Below are 14,450 nucleotides of genomic sequence, written 5' to 3'. Positions count from 1 at the left end.
AAGCGATATCGCGATAACACTGTTCCAATTCTCGAATAATAGTGCAATGCAAACTGCGGATTTGAAAACCGATGGATCAGCTTTCGGCAATGCGCGTCTTCATCCGCGTCGTGGAGACGGGCAATTTCACCCGCGCCGCCGACATGCTCGCAATGCCCAAGGCGACGGTGACCAATCTTATCCAGGGCCTGGAGGCGCATCTGCGCACCAAGCTTTTGAACCGTACCACGCGCCGGGTCATGGTGACCACGGACGGCGCGCTTTATTACGAGCGCGCTGCTCAGATCATTTCTGAACTGGAGGAACTCGACGGCAGTCTCTCCAACTCGCAGAGCCTGCCGAGCGGGCGGCTACGCGTCGAAATGGCCGGCGCCTTTGCCGATTCGATCATCGTTCCGGCCCTTTGCGATTTCTATCAGCGCTATCCCGATATCCGCATCGACCTCGGCGTCAGTGACCGCACGGTCGATTACCTCGCGGAAAATGTCGATTGCGCGCTGCGCGCCGGCACACCGGCCGACCAGTCGCTGATTGCGCGCCGCGTCTCCGAGGTCGAGCTGATCACCTGTGCCTCGCCGATCTACATCGAGCGCTTCGGCATGCCGGAACGGCCGGAGGATCTGGAGGCCGATCACCATTCGGTCAATTATTTCCGCGCCCAGAACAACCGCACGGTGCCTTTGGAGTTCCGCCGGCACAATGAGGTGATCGAGATTACCCCCCGCTACATCGCCGCGGTGAACGACAGCCGCACCTACCTTACCGCGACGCTGGCGGGGCTCGGCATCGCGCAGGTGCCGATCTTCATGGCGCGCGAGCCGATCGTCAGGGGTGAACTCGTCGAGGTCCTGCCGGACTGGCGCCGCGATCCATTGCCGCTCTACGTCGTCTACCCTCCGAACCGCCACCTCAGCAACAAGGTGCGCGTCTTCGTCGACTGGCTGGTGAAACTTCTGGCAGAGACCAGACTGAACGACCGTTAAGGGCAAAACAGAAACGGCCCGGAAGGCAGGGGAAACCTTCAGCGGGCCGCAATGACTTTAAACATCGGGCCTGTCGCACCCGCAGAAGGGTACGGCAGGCTCTGGAGGTTCGAAAGAGAGCAGCAGGGATTCCACTCTCTCGCGATAATCTTTTATAAGCACTCTCCGAAAGATTGTAAAATGGAAACGCCGCAATCATCGTTCACATAATTGCGATGACGGCTTGCTCCTCATCTTCCCACGATCGTCGGTAGCCTGAAGCCGCCCGCCTCCGTCAGATCATGCCGGCATTGGCGCGCAGCGTCTGGCCGTTGATCCAGCCGCCGTCCGGCCCGGCGAGGAAGGCGACTGCGGATGCGATGTCCTCCGGCGTGCCCAAGCGCTCCAACGGGTTCATCTTCGCCATGCGGGCGGCGAGTTCCTCCGACTTGCCGTTGAGGAAAAGCTCGGTCGCGACGGGGCCGGGCGCGACGGCGTTGACAGTGATATTGCGGCCGCGCATCTCCTTGGCCATGATCGCCGTCAGCGTTTCGACGGCAGCCTTGGTGGCGGCGTAGACGCCGTAGGTTTCGAGCTTCAATCCAACGACCGAGGTCGAGAAGTTGATGATCCGGCCGCCGCCGCGCAGGCGCTTGGCTGCTTCCCGCAGCGTATTGAAGGTGCCCTTGAGGTTGACGGCGACCTGGCGGTCGAAGTTGGCATCGTCAGCCTCGGCGAGCGGGGAGAGCATCATGATGCCGGCATTGTTGACCAGCACGTCTACGCCGCCGAAGGCGGTTTCCGCCGCATCGAACATGTGGCGGACGGCTTGCGCATCGCTGACATCGGCCTTTGCCGTCAGCGCCTTGCCGCCGGCCTGCTCGATCTCCCGCGCCAGTTCCTCGGCCCGAGCGGCACTGCCGGAATAATTGATGACGACGGTGAAGCCGTCCCGGGCAAGGCGTCGGGCGACTGCTGCGCCGATACCGCGTGAAGCGCCGGACACCAGTGCTACCTTGTTTTCGTCGCTGGCCATTTTCATTCTCCTTCACCTGCGCCACAGCGCGTTTTCGTGAGAGGAGGATGCCGCTTTTCTCTTGGCGGATAATCAGGCATTCTTCGGCATCACTATCCGACGATGGCGAACAAAGAATATGGACAGATTCGATGCCATGCGGGTATTTTGCCGCATCGTGGAACGCCGCAGCTTTACCCTTGCCGCGGAAGACACCGGCTTGCCGCGCTCGACTGTTACCGACGCGGTCAAGCAGCTCGAAGCCCGCCTCGGCGTACGCCTGCTCCAGCGCACGACGCGCCACGTCAGCCCGACGCTCGACGGCGAGGCCCATTACCGGCGTTGCCTGTCGATCCTTGCCGATATCGAGGATGCCGAGGGCGCCTTTGCCGGCGCCAGGCCAAAGGGTCTGCTGCGCGTCGATGTACACGGTACGCTCGCACGCCATTTCGTGCTGCCGAGCCTGCCGTCCTTCCTCGAGGCCTATCCCGAGATCGAATTCTACATGAGCGAAGGCGACCGGCTGGTCGATCTGGTGCGCGAAGGCATCGACTGCGTGCTGCGCGCCGGCACGCCCGAGGATAGCGATATGATCATCAGGCGTGTCGCTATGCTGGACGAGATCACGCTCGCCTCCCCCGCCTATATCGCGGCCCATGGCCTGCCGCAGCATCCTGACGGGCTTGCCGGCCATCGCATGGTTGGCTTTCATTCCAGCAGCACCGGCAGCCTGCTGCCACTCGAATTCATCGTCGACGGCACGCTACGCAACGTCGCCATTCCCGTAACCGTCGCCGTCAACGCCGCCGAAAGCTATGTTTCAGCCGCGAGGCTGGGCCTCGGCCTGATCCAGATCCCGCGCTATCATGCCGAAAAGGACCTTGCCGAGGGCACTCTGGTCCATGTGCTGCCGGATTTTCCGCCGACGCAGACGCCGGTCTCCCTGCTCTACCCCCGCAACCGCCAGCTTTCGCCGCGTGTGCGCGTCTTCGTCGACTGGCTGGTGAAGGTCTTCGCTCGACAAAATTCCGAAAACGCGCTTCACTAAAACGCGCCTTGCTAATATGAGCGCCCTCGGAGAACGGCCATGGCACTCAACGATATCACCGTCTACCAGACGGAAGACGGCTTCGTCGTCGAATTCGGCTGGGAAGGTGAAGACAGCATCGCCGTGAGGCTGCGAAGCACGCCTGAGCTGACCTCGGAGAACGCCATCTCGCGGGCCAAGGCCCTGCTTGCCGCGGCAATCGAACCCCTGCATGGCGACGGCGCGCGCAACAAGGATCCCGCCCTGCTCGAAGAGGAACTGGAGGAGGGTCTGGAAGATTCCTTCCCGGCAAGCGACCCCGTCTCGGTCACCTCATCCTCGATCCCGATGCGCGATCCGAATGCCGGCCGCTAATCCCGCTGCCCAATGGCTTGAAACGGTTTTGGGATGACGACGGGCACGGCGAATGTTATCTGCCTCGGCCATGACCGACGGTGGAACGACATCAGGTGCAATCGGCGTTGGCGCACTTGCCGGCGAAGGCCTCAGAGCGTTTTTCGAACGCGACGCGATCGCCGTCTCTCGCGACCTGCTCGGCTGCCACCTGACCGTCAATGGCGTCGGCGGTCGCATCACCGAGACCGAAGCCTATTACCCCGATGACGAGGCCTCGCACAGTTTCCGCGGCCCGACAAAACGCAACGGCGCGATGTACGGCAAGCCGGGCAACGTCTACATCTACCGAATCTATGGCATGTACTGGTGCCTGAACTTCGTCTGTCATCCGGGCTCGGCGGCACTCATCCGTGCGCTGGAGCCGGAAACAGGAATCCCCGCGATGATGGAGCGGCGCGGCACCGACATGCTGACGGCGCTCTGCAGCGGTCCCGGCAAGCTCTGCCAGGCGCTCGGCATCGATATCGCCATCAACGACAGGCTGCTCGACCGTCCGCCCTATGCGATCACGCCGTCGGCGCCGGTGCCGACCGTCTCGGGAAAACGCATCGGCATCACCAAAAATGCCGAAGCACCATGGCGCTTCGGCATTCAGGGATCGCGTTATCTCAGCAAGCCGTTCCGCTGATTATTCCATCACTGCGCTGTGGTCGACGGCGGGCGCTGCCTTCGGCTTGCGCAGCAGCAGCACCAGCGGGATGACCGCAAGCGACATCAGCATCAGCAGCTTAAAATCGTCCATATAGGCGATGATCGTCGATTGCAGCGTGATGATCTCGTTGAGCGATGCGCGGCCGGCCGCCGTCAGCGGGCTGAGGCCCTGCGCCGCCGCCGCGTTGAAAGCGTGGTTGAACGGCGTCACGTAGGCGGCGATCGATTCATGATTGCTCTGCGTGTTCTCGACGATCAGCGCCGAGACGATCGAAATGCCGACCGACGAGCCGATGTTTCGCGACAGATTGTAGAGGCCGGTGCCGTCGCCGCGCATATGAGCAGGCAATGTCGCGAAAGCGATCGTCGTCAGCGGCACGAAGAGGAAGCCGAGGCCGGCGCCCTGGACGAAACCGACGGAAACGATCGTCCATTGCGAGACATCGGGCGTCCAGCTGGTCATGTCGTACATCGCCCAGGCGGTGAGGCCGAGACCGAGCACCAGCAGCCAGCGCGTATCGACCTTGCCGATCAACCGCCCGACGATGAACATGCACAGCATGGTGCCGAGCCCGCGCGGTCCCATGACGATCCCGGCGGTGATCACGGGATAGCCCATCAGCGTCTGCAGATAGGGCGTCATCAGCGCGAGCGAGGCGAGATAGGTGATGCCGATCACGAAGATGAAGATCATGCTGATCGTGAAGTTCTGGTCGAGAAACAGCTTCGGATTGACGAAGGATTTCTCCGCCGTCAGCGTATGGACGATCAGCAGGTAGAAGGCGGAGGCGCAGATCAGCGCCTCGAGCATGATTTCGGCGGAGGAAAACCAGTCGAGCTGTTCGCCGCGGTCGAGGAAGAGCTGCAACGCGCCGATGCCAAGGCTCATCATCCCGAAGCCGAACCAGTCCAGCTTGGCGAGCAGGTCTCTTTTCGTCTCGGTGACGAAGACGACGATACCCATGAAGGCGAGCGCGCCGATCGGCACGTTGATATAGAACACCCAGCGCCAGCTGATATGGTCGGTCAGCCAGCCGCCAATGACAGGCCCGAGGACCGGCCCGACCATGACCGAGACGCCGAAAAGGGCCATGGCCGAGCCGCGCTCCTCGACCGTATAGATGTCGAGGAGGATGCCCTGGGAAAGCGGCACCAGCGATGCGCCGAACAGCCCCTGCAACAGGCGGAAGGCGACGATCTGGTTCAGCGATTGCGCAAGGCCGCAGAGAACGGAGGCGGCCACGAAGCCCGCGATGGCGACAAGCAGAACCCGCTTGCGGCCGAACTTGGCGGCAAGAAAGCCGGAGGGCGGCGTCATGATTGCCGCCGCGACGATATAGGAGGTCAGCACCCAATTGATCTGGTCGGCGGAGGCCGACACGCTGCCCTGGATATAGGGCAGCGCGACATTGGCGATCGTCGTGTCCAGTGCCTGCATGATGACGGCGAGAATGACGCAGGCGGTGATCGCGCCGCGATTGGCGACCGGCGTCGCCGGGGAAGCGGAAGCGTTACTCATGGTCCTTGCCCTGAGGCCGGCCCAGAAGCTTGTTGACGAAATCGGGCAGACCGCGGGCATGTCCAGTCTCGACATCGACGACCGTGCTCATGCCGACGCGAAGCGGCGGCTTGCCGTCGGTATCCTCGATGCTGACGCGCATCGGAATGCGCTGGACGACCTTCACCCAGTTACCCGTGGTGTTCTGCGCCGGCAGCAGCGAAAAGCTGGAGCCGGAGGCCGGGCTGATGCTCTCGACCTTGCCTTTCCAGATCACACCCGGATAGGTGTCGACATAGATATCGGCCGTCTGGCCGGGCTTGACGTAGGTCAGCTCGGTTTCCTTCGGGCTGGCGGCAATCCACAGATGGTTGGTGGAAACAAGCGAAAAGGCCTGCTGCGAAGCCTGCAGGTAGGAGCCGACCTGCAACGCATTGACATTGGTGACGATGCCGTCGAACGGCGCCCTGACAACGCTGTGGTCGAGTTCGCGCTGGGCATTGTCGACCTGCGACTTGGCCTGCAGGTAGAGCGGATTTTCCTCGACCGGCTGGTCGGCATTGCCGCCGAGCTGGGCAAGCGTCGTTGCGGCTTCCGCCTTGGCAACAGTAACCTTCTGCTGCGCGGCTTCCAGATTGTGCTTGGCTTCGTCATAGGCCGACTGCGTCGCGCTGCCGTTGTTGACGAGGTTTTGCTGCCGGTCGAACTGATCCTGATAATAGGGCAGATCGGCTTGCGCCTGCGTGATCTCGGCGAGCGACTGCTGATAGCTGGCCTTGGTATTCATGATCTGGTTGCGCTGCGCGCCGAGCTGAGCCTTGGCGCCATCGAGCGCAATCTTGAAGGAATCCGACCGCAGGCTGAAGAGCACTTGCCCCGCCTTGACCGCCTCGTTCTCATGCACGTTGATCTCATCGACGATGCCCGAGACGTCGGTGGTGAGCCCGACCATATCGGCCTGGATATAGGCGTTGTCGGTCGACATGACCTGGCCGCCATTGACGTAGTAATAACCGCCGACGACGAGCGCCACCGGCAGCAGGGCGAACAGGATCGGCCGCGTGAGACTGCGCCGGCGGCGGACCTTGATGCCGCCAGGCGCAGCCACGGCGGCAGCCGGCGCTGAATTGGATGAAGGCGCTTCGGCTACCGTTTCCTGCTGTTTCGCTTCGTTTTCTTGGACGGGGGACTTGGCGTCGGCGACGACGCGGAAGGGGGGGTGATCAGCCATCGTTCAGCTCGTTCTCGTCAACCGGGGTCCGGCATGCCTGGACCAGGTTCGTCTTCATTGTGGATAAAATCTGGAAAAGCTGTTCGCGCTGCTCTGTCGAAACGCCTTCCAGCGCCTCCCCACGGGTAACATCGCCGAGCTCGCGCATTTCGGCGAGCAGCGGATGCGCCTCCTCGCGCATATAGAGCAGCCAGACGCGCCGGTCGGTCGGATGCTGGCGGCGCTCGATCAGCCCGCGCTCTGCCAGCTTATCGAGGATACGCACCAGCGTGATCGGCTCGACTTCGAGGATGTCGGCAAGGCCGCCCTGATGAATGCCTTCGTTGTTCGAGAGATACGCAAGCGTCTGCCATTGCGACCGGGTCAGCCCAAGGCACTTCGCCCGTTGCTCGAACCGCTTGCGCAGCAGCCGTGCGACGTCGTGGAGAAGGAAACCGAGGGTGGGTGTCGCGTTCATGAAAACCTGCGCTGGCTATTTATAAGCATACTTATGATATCGGCAGATATATTGAGCATGTGCATCGCACAAGAGCGCGAGCGGCAGATTCAGCAATCGCGGCCAAAATGCCGCAGCTATGGTCGGGGTTGCCTTGCAGCCTTCCCTTCCCCAGATCGGAGGGCTTCATGATGTTCTTCGAAAGCATGCTGCAGCTGCTGCTGGTGCGATCGTCCGTTCGATAAGCAGTGCTGCAACGTCATCGTCGCAAAACGCCCAGATTGGCGCCCTGCGCCACGCCGATGAGATCGACCATCATATCTTTCGCAGGCTGGAACCGGAGCTTGACCGGGCCGGGTTCGCCGTCCCGTCGCCGGCTGCGACGAGATCGTCGAGAGCTCACGCCGCCCCGTGACGTTTGCATGGATTCAGGAACAGCACCCAATTGGCATTTGCTATTTTTCGCCGCTGCCGTTTATAACCAATTTGATAGCGTTACGATTTTTCCGATGTGCATTGCGTGCCGGCCTTCCTTTCCAAGGATTGGACGCCGGGGGAAATCACGGGGGCAAAGGCCTTCGTTCAAAGCAGCAAGATAAGAATAGCATCACTTCATCTTAGGTTCGGCGGCGTTCGATCGGCCGTCGAGATTGGAGGGACCGGTATGACTTACGCGCTTCGACGGATATTGGTGCTTGGCTGTGTTGCAACCTTCATGCCTCTCGCCGCAATGGCGCAGGGCGCACCGGCCGCCCCTCCTCCCGTCACCGTCGCCAAGCCTGTTGTGCGCGATGTCATCGACAGCGACGAGTTCATCGGCCGTTTCGAGCCGGTCGACGAGGTCTCCGTTCGCTCACGCGTCGGCGGTTACCTGCAGGAAATCCATTTTCAGGACGGCGCCCTGGTCAAGCAGGGCGACCTGCTCTTCGTCATCGATCAGCGGCCGTTCGTAACCGCGCTCAATCAGGCAAAGGCCGCGCTCGAATCGGCGCAATCCACCCTGGTCTACGCCGATGCGCAGTATAAGCGCACGCAATCGCTCGCTTCGAGCGGCAGCCAGTCGGCTCAGACGTTGGACGATCGCCGCCGCGAATTCGATTCAGCCGAGGCCAATGTCCGCGGTGCGCAGGCCGCAGCCGATCGCGCGTCTCTCGACATGGAATATACCGAGATCAAGGCCCCGCTCAGCGGCCGCATCGACCGCCGCTTGGTTTCGGCCGGCAACCTCGTACAGACCGACCAGACCGTGCTCACCACGATCGTTTCTCTCGACCCGATCGATTTCTATTTCGACGTCGACGAGCGCCGCCTGCTGAATTTCGCCGACACGGCGCGCAAGCTCGGCAAGGAGCTCCAGCAGGGCGGCGGCGGACTGGATGTATCCGTCACGATCTCGGATCCCAATGCCAAGCCGTTCAAGGGAAAGCTCGATTTCGCCGAGAACCGGGTCGACAATCAAAGCGGCACCATTCGTCTCCGTGCCCGCTTCCCCAACCCCGATCTCGTCCTTCAGCCCGGCCTCTTCGGCCGCATCCAGGTCGAAGCCTCCAACACATACCAGGCCATTCTCGTCCCCGACGAGGCGATCGGCGCGGACCAGAATGAACGCGTCGTCTATGTCGTTGACGCCGAGGGCAAGGTTTCGACCAAGCCCGTGAGACCGGGACCGCGTCTCTACGGCTACCGTGTCATCCGCGAAGGCCTCGACGGTACCGAGACGATCATCGTCAATGGCCTGATCCGCGCTCGGCCGGGTTCAAAGATCACACCTCAAATGACCGAACTGCCGAAAGAGCGGCAGGATACTGCGCCCGAAACTGCCGGCGCGGAGAGCGGACAATGAGATTTGCGCACTTCTTCGTCGACCGGCCGATCTTCGCGGCCGTCATCTCGATCCTGTTTCTCGTCGTCGGCGGCATTGCCTATACGCAGTTGCCGGTCTCCCAATATCCGGAGATCGCGCCGCCCACCATCGTCGTGCGCACCTCCTATCCGGGCGCCGATCCGCAGACCATCGCCGACACCGTTTCGACGCCGCTCGAACAACAGATCAACGGCGTCGAAGACATGCTTTACATGTCCTCCTACTCCAGCGCTGACGGCGCCATGTCGCTGACGATCACCTTCAAGCTCGGCACCGATCTCGACAAGGTCCAGGTGCTCGTCCAGAACCGCGTTTCCATCGCGCTTCCGCGCCTTCCCGAGGAAGTCCAGCGGCTCGGCGTGACCACCGACAAGAGTTCGCCCGATCTGATGATGGTAGTGCATCTGCTGTCGCCCTCGCATCGTTATGACCAGCTTTACGTCTCGAACTACGCCCGCAACCGTATCCGCGACGTGCTCGTGCGCCTCGACGGCGTCGGCGACGTGCAGATCTTCGGCGAGCGCCAATATTCGATGCGCATCTGGCTGGATCCTGAAAAGCTTTCCGCCTACGGCATGACGTCAGACGACGTCGTCTCCTCCTTGAGGGACCAGAACGTCCAGGTATCGGGCGGCAAGATTGGCGCGCCGCCCGTAACGGGCAAGAACGCGTTCGAATATACGGTGCGAACGGAGGGACGCTTCTCCGACGCGCGCGAATTCCGATATGTCATCGTCAAATCGACGGCATCGGGCCGGCTCGTGCAGCTGCAGGATGTCGCCCGCATCGAGCTCGGCGCGCAGGATTACGTCACCAACAGCTATCTCAACAACGACCCCGCCGTCGCCCTCGGCATTTTCGCCCGGCCGGGAACCAATGCACTGGATACGGCGCATCAGGTCCAGACCCTCATGAAGGAGGTTTCGCAGAATTTCCCGGAGGGCCTAGAATATCGCATCGTCTACGATACGACCGAATTCATTTCGGATTCGATTAACGAGGTCTACAGAACCATCGCCGAAGCGGCGCTCCTGGTGGCGATCGTCGTTCTCGTCTTCCTGCAATCCTGGCGGACGGCGATCATACCGATCGTCGCCATCCCTGTTTCGCTGATCGGGACCTTCGCCATCCTGCTGGCCTTCGGCTTTTCCCTCAACATGCTGACGCTCTTCGGCCTCGTGCTCGCAATCGGCATCGTCGTCGACGATGCGATCGTCGTGGTGGAAAACGTCGAGCGCAATCTGGCGCGCGGCATGACGCCGAAACAGGCGTCCCATGTCACGATGGACGAAGTCGGGACCGCCGTCATCGCCATCTCCCTGGTGCTGATCGCGGTGTTCGTGCCGACGGCCTTCATTCCCGGCATTTCAGGCCAGTTCTACAGGCAGTTCGCCGTTACGATCTCGGTCACGACAGCGATATCGGCTTTGAATTCCCTGACGCTTTCGCCGGCGCTCGCAGGCATATTGCTCAAAGCCCATGATCACGAAACGCGGCGCAAGAGTATCGCCTCACGCCTCGGAACTGGTCTTGCAAACGGCTTCAATCGCGGCTTCGACCGGATGAGTTCCGGCTATTCGTGGATCGTCCGGCATCTGGTCAGCAGTTGGATAGGTTTGACCTGCTCGATGGTCGCCTTTGCCTGCCTGCTCGGAGCCACCTGGTACATGGGCACCAGAGTTCCCTCGGGCTTCATCCCGACCATGGACCAGGGTTACGCGATCATCGTCGTGCAGCTTCCCGACGGCGCCTCGCTTGCGCGCACCGATGCCGTCGTCAAGAAGGTGGGCGATATAGCCCGCACCGTGCCCGGCGTCGGCAATGCCGTGCAATTTGCCGGCTTCAGCGGGGCAACGTTCACCAATGCCTCGAATGCGGGCGTCGTTTTCGTGCCGTTCAAATCCTTTGCCGAACGTGAAGAAGGCGGCGAGAACGCCAACAAGATCATCGGCGAGCTCTTCGGCAAGCTGCAGAGCATCCAGGAAGCCTTCATCATCGCCATCCCACCGCCATCGGTGCGCGGTGTCGGCAATTCCGGCGGCTTCAAGATGCAGATCTCCGACCTTGAAAATGCCGACATGACACGCGTGCTCGGCCTCGCGCGCCAGATGATGGGGGCTGCGGCAACCACGGAGGGACTGACCGGCGTCTTCACGACATTCTCGGATGCGAGCCCGCAATATTTCCTGTCGATCGACCGCGACAAGGCGCGCTTCCTGAATGTGCCGATCCCCAATATCTTCAACGCGCTTTCCATCAATCTCGGCGTCTCATACGTCAACGATTTCAATGCGTTCGGTCGCGTCTACCAGGTCCGCGCCCAGGCCGACCGGCAGTACCGCATGGACAAGGAGGACATTCTCGCCCTGAAGGTCCGCTCGGCGACGGGCGCGCTCGTGCCTCTCGGGACCCTGATGGATATCCAGGATTCCAGCGGCCCGGCGCTTGTCCAGCGCTACAACATGTACGTCTCGGTGCCACTCCAGGGCAATCCGACCCCGGGCACATCAACGGGCGACGCGATCAAGAAGATGGAAGCGCTGGCGGCCAAGATCCTGCCGCAGGGCACCACCTTCGAATGGACGGAGCTTGCCTATCAGGAGACCCACACCGGCAACACGGCCATCTACATCTTCGCCCTGTCTGTCGTTTTCGTCTTCCTGGCACTGGCGGCGCAGTATGAAAGCTGGGTTCTGCCGCTGGCGATCATTCTCATCGTGCCGCTTGCGGTGCTTGCCGCACTGATCGGCGTCTCGCTGAGGGGAATGGACAACAACGTCCTGACGCAGATCGGCCTCATCGTACTGATCGGCCTCGCCGCCAAGAACGCCATTCTGATCGTCGAGTTCGCGAGACAAGCGGAAGAGGAAGGCAAGTCGCCGGTGGAGGCCGCCATCGAGGCCAGCCACCTTCGCCTGCGCCCGATCCTGATGACGGCATTCGCCTTCATCTTCGGCGTTCTGCCGCTTGCCATCGCCACCGGCCCCGGCGCGGAAATGCGCCAGTCGCTCGGCACCGCCGTCTTCTCGGGCATGCTCGGCGTGACGCTCTTCGGTCTGTTCCTGACACCGGTCTTCTACGTCGTGCTGCGCGGCTGGCGCCGCAGCCAGCCGGCTGAAAGGCCGGTCGAAGCCGTGCCGATCGAGAGGGAAACGGTTTAGAGCAATTCCAGCAAAAGTGCATAGCGGTTTTGCGTCCGGAATTGCGTGAAAACAAAGAGATAGAGCATTTCCGTGATTCGGAGAAAAACGGAAATGGTCTAGGTCGGCGAAGTCAGGTGGAAAAAAGATGCACCCGGCCCTGCCAGAAGCGGGCGACGGTGAGCTTGCCGCTGCGGAAGGCGCGGGTATCGAGATTAAGCCGCCTCGAGCGTATGTCGGGCTCGTCGTTAGGCGTGTGACCGTGAACGACGAGTTTCGGCAAGGGCACCCGGCTTTCCAGAAAACGATGGCGGATGAAGACCAGATCTTCGTCCGTCTGCGCGGCGAGCGGCTGTGCCGGATCTATGCCGGCATGCACGAACAGCACGTGGGGCGTGTCCAGCATGACCGGCATCGCCCGCATGAAATCGATATGCGTCCGCGGCAGCGAGTGGCGGATGAAGGAGTCGAGCTGCGCGCCGGAGGGAAAGACCAGCGGCAGATGCTCCGGATCGAGGCCATAGGATTTGAGCAGCTCCGCCGATCCCATGCGCATCCAGTCGTCATAGGAGACCCAGCCGTCGATATAGTCGAGCATGGTGTTTTCATGATTGCCGGCGAGGCAGATGCGATCGAAGCCCTCCGGCGGCGGCTCCATGAGATGGGAAATGACCTGCGCCGATTCCGGGCCGCGGTCGACATAATCGCCGAGCGTCACGATCAGCTTGCGCCCGGGCAGTTGCGCGCCGTCGCGCAGGATTGCCTCCTCGGCTTTCACGAGCAGGTCGTACCGGCCGTGAATGTCGCCGATCGCATAGGTCGGGGTCTCGGCAATATCCAGCGTCAGACGCGGCCTCGGCTGGCGTGCCATTTTCCAAACCTCGCTTTTGCGAGCAAGAGTGTCGCTCATCATGTCTCTCGATCGAATAACCCGAACTAACCGTAAGTAGAGCGTGGGACAAGGCAATCAAGCGGGTAAAAAAATTCAACACATGCCGGTTTTGGAGAAAAACCGACCTTATCATTCGAGGGCCGATCCCTCACTCCTGTATGCGTCGAGGAAAGAGTGACCGATGGGAACGGTATCGCAGTTTCATGACAGCCTGAGGCCTCCCGCGCACCGCATCGAAAGTGAAGAGGAGGCGATCTCGACGGCACGTGACCTTGCCGCCACATTCCGTCGGCAGGCGAGCGAACGCGACATCAACCGCATCCTGCCCCATGCCGAGCTCGACGCGCTATCGACATCGGGCCTGACGGCAATCACCATTCCGCCCGACCATCAGGGGCTCGACGTCTCGAACGCCCTGCTTGCCGAAATCGTTGCGATCATCGCCGAGGGCGATGCCTCGATCGGCGAGGCGCTGGAAAACCATTTTTGCGTGCTGGAAACCCTCCGCACGCAAGCCGCCGAGGATCTCAAGGCATCGCTGTTTGCCCGTGTGCTGGAGGGTGACCGCTTCGCAGCCGCCACCTTCATCGACGGCACCGAACTGACGGCCGAAGGCCCGGGCTACCGGCTGAGCGGGCGCACACGCCAGGCGCCCGGCATTCTCTTCGCCGACTGGATCGCCGCTGCCGCCACCGCACCGCCCAGCCGCCCGGTGACGCTCTACCTCGCGCGCGGCGACGAAAGCATCCAGGTGGTCGACGACTGGGACGGTTTCGGCCAGCGCACGAACGGATCGGCGACGGCGATCGTCGGCCGTTTCCATGTCAATGCCGATGCAATTGCACCTGCCCCCTCGGGATATTCGACCGGCATCTCGCTCGGCCTGCTGCTCAAGGCTGGCGTGAGCCTCGGCATTGCGCGGGCGGCATGGACCGACCTGATGACCGCGATCGGCGACCGCACCGCCGTCTTTGCCCGGCTCGGCGAACACGCCATCCGCATCGAAACGACGGCGGCAGCCGTTGAACGGGCCGGCCGCAAGCTCGACATCGCTCAGGTCAACCCTGTAGGAGCAACGATGGCGGACGCGCATTTCTCCGCTTCGGCGGCGGCGATCCTTGCCGGGGAAACGGCGCTCGGCACCGCAAACGCACTGTTCGAACTTGCGGGGGAAACATCGGCCGGCATCGGGCTCAATCTCGATCGGCATTGGCGTAATGCCCGCATCCATGCACTGTCGCTGCCGCGGGATCAGCTGATGCATGCTGCCGGAGAATATACGTCGAAGCCCGGCGCGGCCTGAAGCGGTCCGGCCGA

12 protein-coding genes are annotated in these 14,450 nt (G+C 62.0%); 7 read left to right on the top strand and 5 right to left on the bottom strand.

The window, feature by feature from the left end; translation table 11 throughout:
* Nucleotides 1-71 precede the first annotated feature (71 nt).
* Nucleotides 72-983: a LysR family transcriptional regulator gene (locus EFB14_RS24655; RefSeq protein ID WP_126829250.1), complete on the top strand. Its 912-nt coding sequence runs from the start codon at nt 72-74 to the stop codon at nt 981-983.
* Nucleotides 984-1,257: 274 nt separating this feature from the next.
* Here EFB14_RS24655 and EFB14_RS24650 read toward each other — a convergent pair whose 3' ends face one another.
* Nucleotides 1,258-1,998: an SDR family oxidoreductase gene (locus EFB14_RS24650; protein WP_126829249.1), complete on the bottom strand. Its 741-nt coding sequence runs from the start codon at nt 1,996-1,998 to the stop codon at nt 1,258-1,260.
* Between the two features lie 118 nt (nt 1,999-2,116).
* Between EFB14_RS24650 and EFB14_RS24645 the strand changes: the two genes are divergently transcribed.
* The 3 genes from EFB14_RS24645 to EFB14_RS24635 are packed head-to-tail and all read left to right on the top strand — an operon-like array spanning nt 2,117 to nt 4,049.
* A complete protein-coding gene (locus EFB14_RS24645; protein WP_126829248.1) occupies nt 2,117-3,025 on the top strand; it encodes a LysR family transcriptional regulator in 909 nt (302 codons plus the stop codon).
* Between the two features lie 39 nt (nt 3,026-3,064).
* Nucleotides 3,065-3,379, top strand: a complete 315-nt coding sequence (locus tag EFB14_RS24640; RefSeq protein WP_126829247.1) for a hypothetical protein — start codon at nt 3,065-3,067, stop codon at nt 3,377-3,379.
* Nucleotides 3,380-3,431: 52 nt separating this feature from the next.
* Complete coding sequence (locus EFB14_RS24635) at nt 3,432-4,049, top strand: DNA-3-methyladenine glycosylase (RefSeq protein WP_126829246.1); 618 nt, start codon at nt 3,432-3,434, stop codon at nt 4,047-4,049.
* On the opposite strand, the gene EFB14_RS24630 is transcribed toward EFB14_RS24635, so the two are convergent.
* From EFB14_RS24630 to EFB14_RS24620, 3 genes are read right to left on the bottom strand one after another with little or no spacing between them, the layout of a single operon-like run.
* Complete coding sequence (locus tag EFB14_RS24630) at nt 4,050-5,591, bottom strand: DHA2 family efflux MFS transporter permease subunit (protein ID WP_126829245.1); 1,542 nt, start codon at nt 5,589-5,591, stop codon at nt 4,050-4,052.
* Nucleotides 5,584-6,801: an HlyD family secretion protein gene (locus EFB14_RS24625; RefSeq protein WP_126829244.1), complete on the bottom strand. Its 1,218-nt coding sequence runs from the start codon at nt 6,799-6,801 to the stop codon at nt 5,584-5,586. Before EFB14_RS24625 ends, EFB14_RS24630 begins: the two co-directional genes overlap by 8 nt.
* Entirely contained in the window at nt 6,794-7,258 is a 465-nt protein-coding gene (locus tag EFB14_RS24620) for a MarR family winged helix-turn-helix transcriptional regulator (protein ID WP_126829243.1), read from the bottom strand. Before EFB14_RS24620 ends, EFB14_RS24625 begins: the two co-directional genes overlap by 8 nt.
* Nucleotides 7,259-7,901: 643 nt before the next feature.
* On the opposite strand from EFB14_RS24620, the gene EFB14_RS24615 reads away from it, so the two are divergent.
* Both EFB14_RS24615 and EFB14_RS24610 read left to right on the top strand, forming a co-directional pair.
* Nucleotides 7,902-9,080: an efflux RND transporter periplasmic adaptor subunit gene (locus EFB14_RS24615; protein ID WP_126829242.1), complete on the top strand. Its 1,179-nt coding sequence runs from the start codon at nt 7,902-7,904 to the stop codon at nt 9,078-9,080.
* Entirely contained in the window at nt 9,077-12,262 is a 3,186-nt protein-coding gene (locus tag EFB14_RS24610) for an efflux RND transporter permease subunit (protein ID WP_126829241.1), read from the top strand. The genes EFB14_RS24615 and EFB14_RS24610 overlap by 4 nt, the downstream gene beginning before the upstream one ends.
* Nucleotides 12,263-12,374: 112 nt before the next feature.
* Here the strand turns inward: EFB14_RS24610 and EFB14_RS24605 are convergent, their stop codons facing one another.
* Nucleotides 12,375-13,151 (bottom strand): metallophosphoesterase family protein, encoded by a 777-nt coding sequence (locus EFB14_RS24605; RefSeq protein ID WP_183604909.1) that lies wholly within the window; start codon nt 13,149-13,151, stop codon nt 12,375-12,377.
* Nucleotides 13,152-13,314: 163 nt separating this feature from the next.
* Between EFB14_RS24605 and EFB14_RS24600 the strand changes: the two genes are divergently transcribed.
* Nucleotides 13,315-14,436 carry an acyl-CoA dehydrogenase family protein gene (locus tag EFB14_RS24600; RefSeq protein ID WP_126829239.1) on the top strand — a complete coding sequence of 374 codons (1,122 nt, stop codon included), beginning with the start codon at nt 13,315-13,317 and terminating at the stop codon, nt 14,434-14,436.
* The last annotated feature ends 14 nt before the right edge of the window (nt 14,437-14,450 follow it).

Origin of the sequence: Rhizobium fabae, assembly GCF_003985135.1 — a bacterium.
Taxonomy (GTDB): Bacteria; Pseudomonadota; Alphaproteobacteria; order Rhizobiales; family Rhizobiaceae; genus Rhizobium; species Rhizobium pisi.
The sequence above is the reverse complement of the archived record's forward strand: the minus strand, read 5'-3'. Positions and strand labels throughout refer to the sequence as shown.

Bases quoted from the DNA above. Each gene is read 5' to 3' on its own strand.
- EFB14_RS24655 (WP_126829250.1), top strand. From the start codon at position 72: ATGGATCAGCTTTCGGCAATGCGCGTCTTCATCCGCGTCGTGGAGACG.
- EFB14_RS24650 (WP_126829249.1), bottom strand. From the start codon at position 1,998: ATGGCCAGCGACGAAAACAAGGTAGCACTGGTGTCCGGCGCTTCACGC.
- EFB14_RS24645 (WP_126829248.1), top strand. From the start codon at position 2,117: ATGGACAGATTCGATGCCATGCGGGTATTTTGCCGCATCGTGGAACGC.
- EFB14_RS24640 (WP_126829247.1), top strand. From the start codon at position 3,065: ATGGCACTCAACGATATCACCGTCTACCAGACGGAAGACGGCTTCGTC.
- EFB14_RS24635 (WP_126829246.1), top strand. From the start codon at position 3,432: ATGTTATCTGCCTCGGCCATGACCGACGGTGGAACGACATCAGGTGCA.
- EFB14_RS24630 (WP_126829245.1), bottom strand. From the start codon at position 5,591: ATGAGTAACGCTTCCGCTTCCCCGGCGACGCCGGTCGCCAATCGCGGC.
- EFB14_RS24625 (WP_126829244.1), bottom strand. From the start codon at position 6,801: ATGGCTGATCACCCCCCCTTCCGCGTCGTCGCCGACGCCAAGTCCCCC.
- EFB14_RS24620 (WP_126829243.1), bottom strand. From the start codon at position 7,258: ATGAACGCGACACCCACCCTCGGTTTCCTTCTCCACGACGTCGCACGG.
- EFB14_RS24615 (WP_126829242.1), top strand. From the start codon at position 7,902: ATGACTTACGCGCTTCGACGGATATTGGTGCTTGGCTGTGTTGCAACC.
- EFB14_RS24610 (WP_126829241.1), top strand. From the start codon at position 9,077: ATGAGATTTGCGCACTTCTTCGTCGACCGGCCGATCTTCGCGGCCGTC.
- EFB14_RS24605 (WP_183604909.1), bottom strand. From the start codon at position 13,151: ATGAGCGACACTCTTGCTCGCAAAAGCGAGGTTTGGAAAATGGCACGC.
- EFB14_RS24600 (WP_126829239.1), top strand. From the start codon at position 13,315: ATGGGAACGGTATCGCAGTTTCATGACAGCCTGAGGCCTCCCGCGCAC.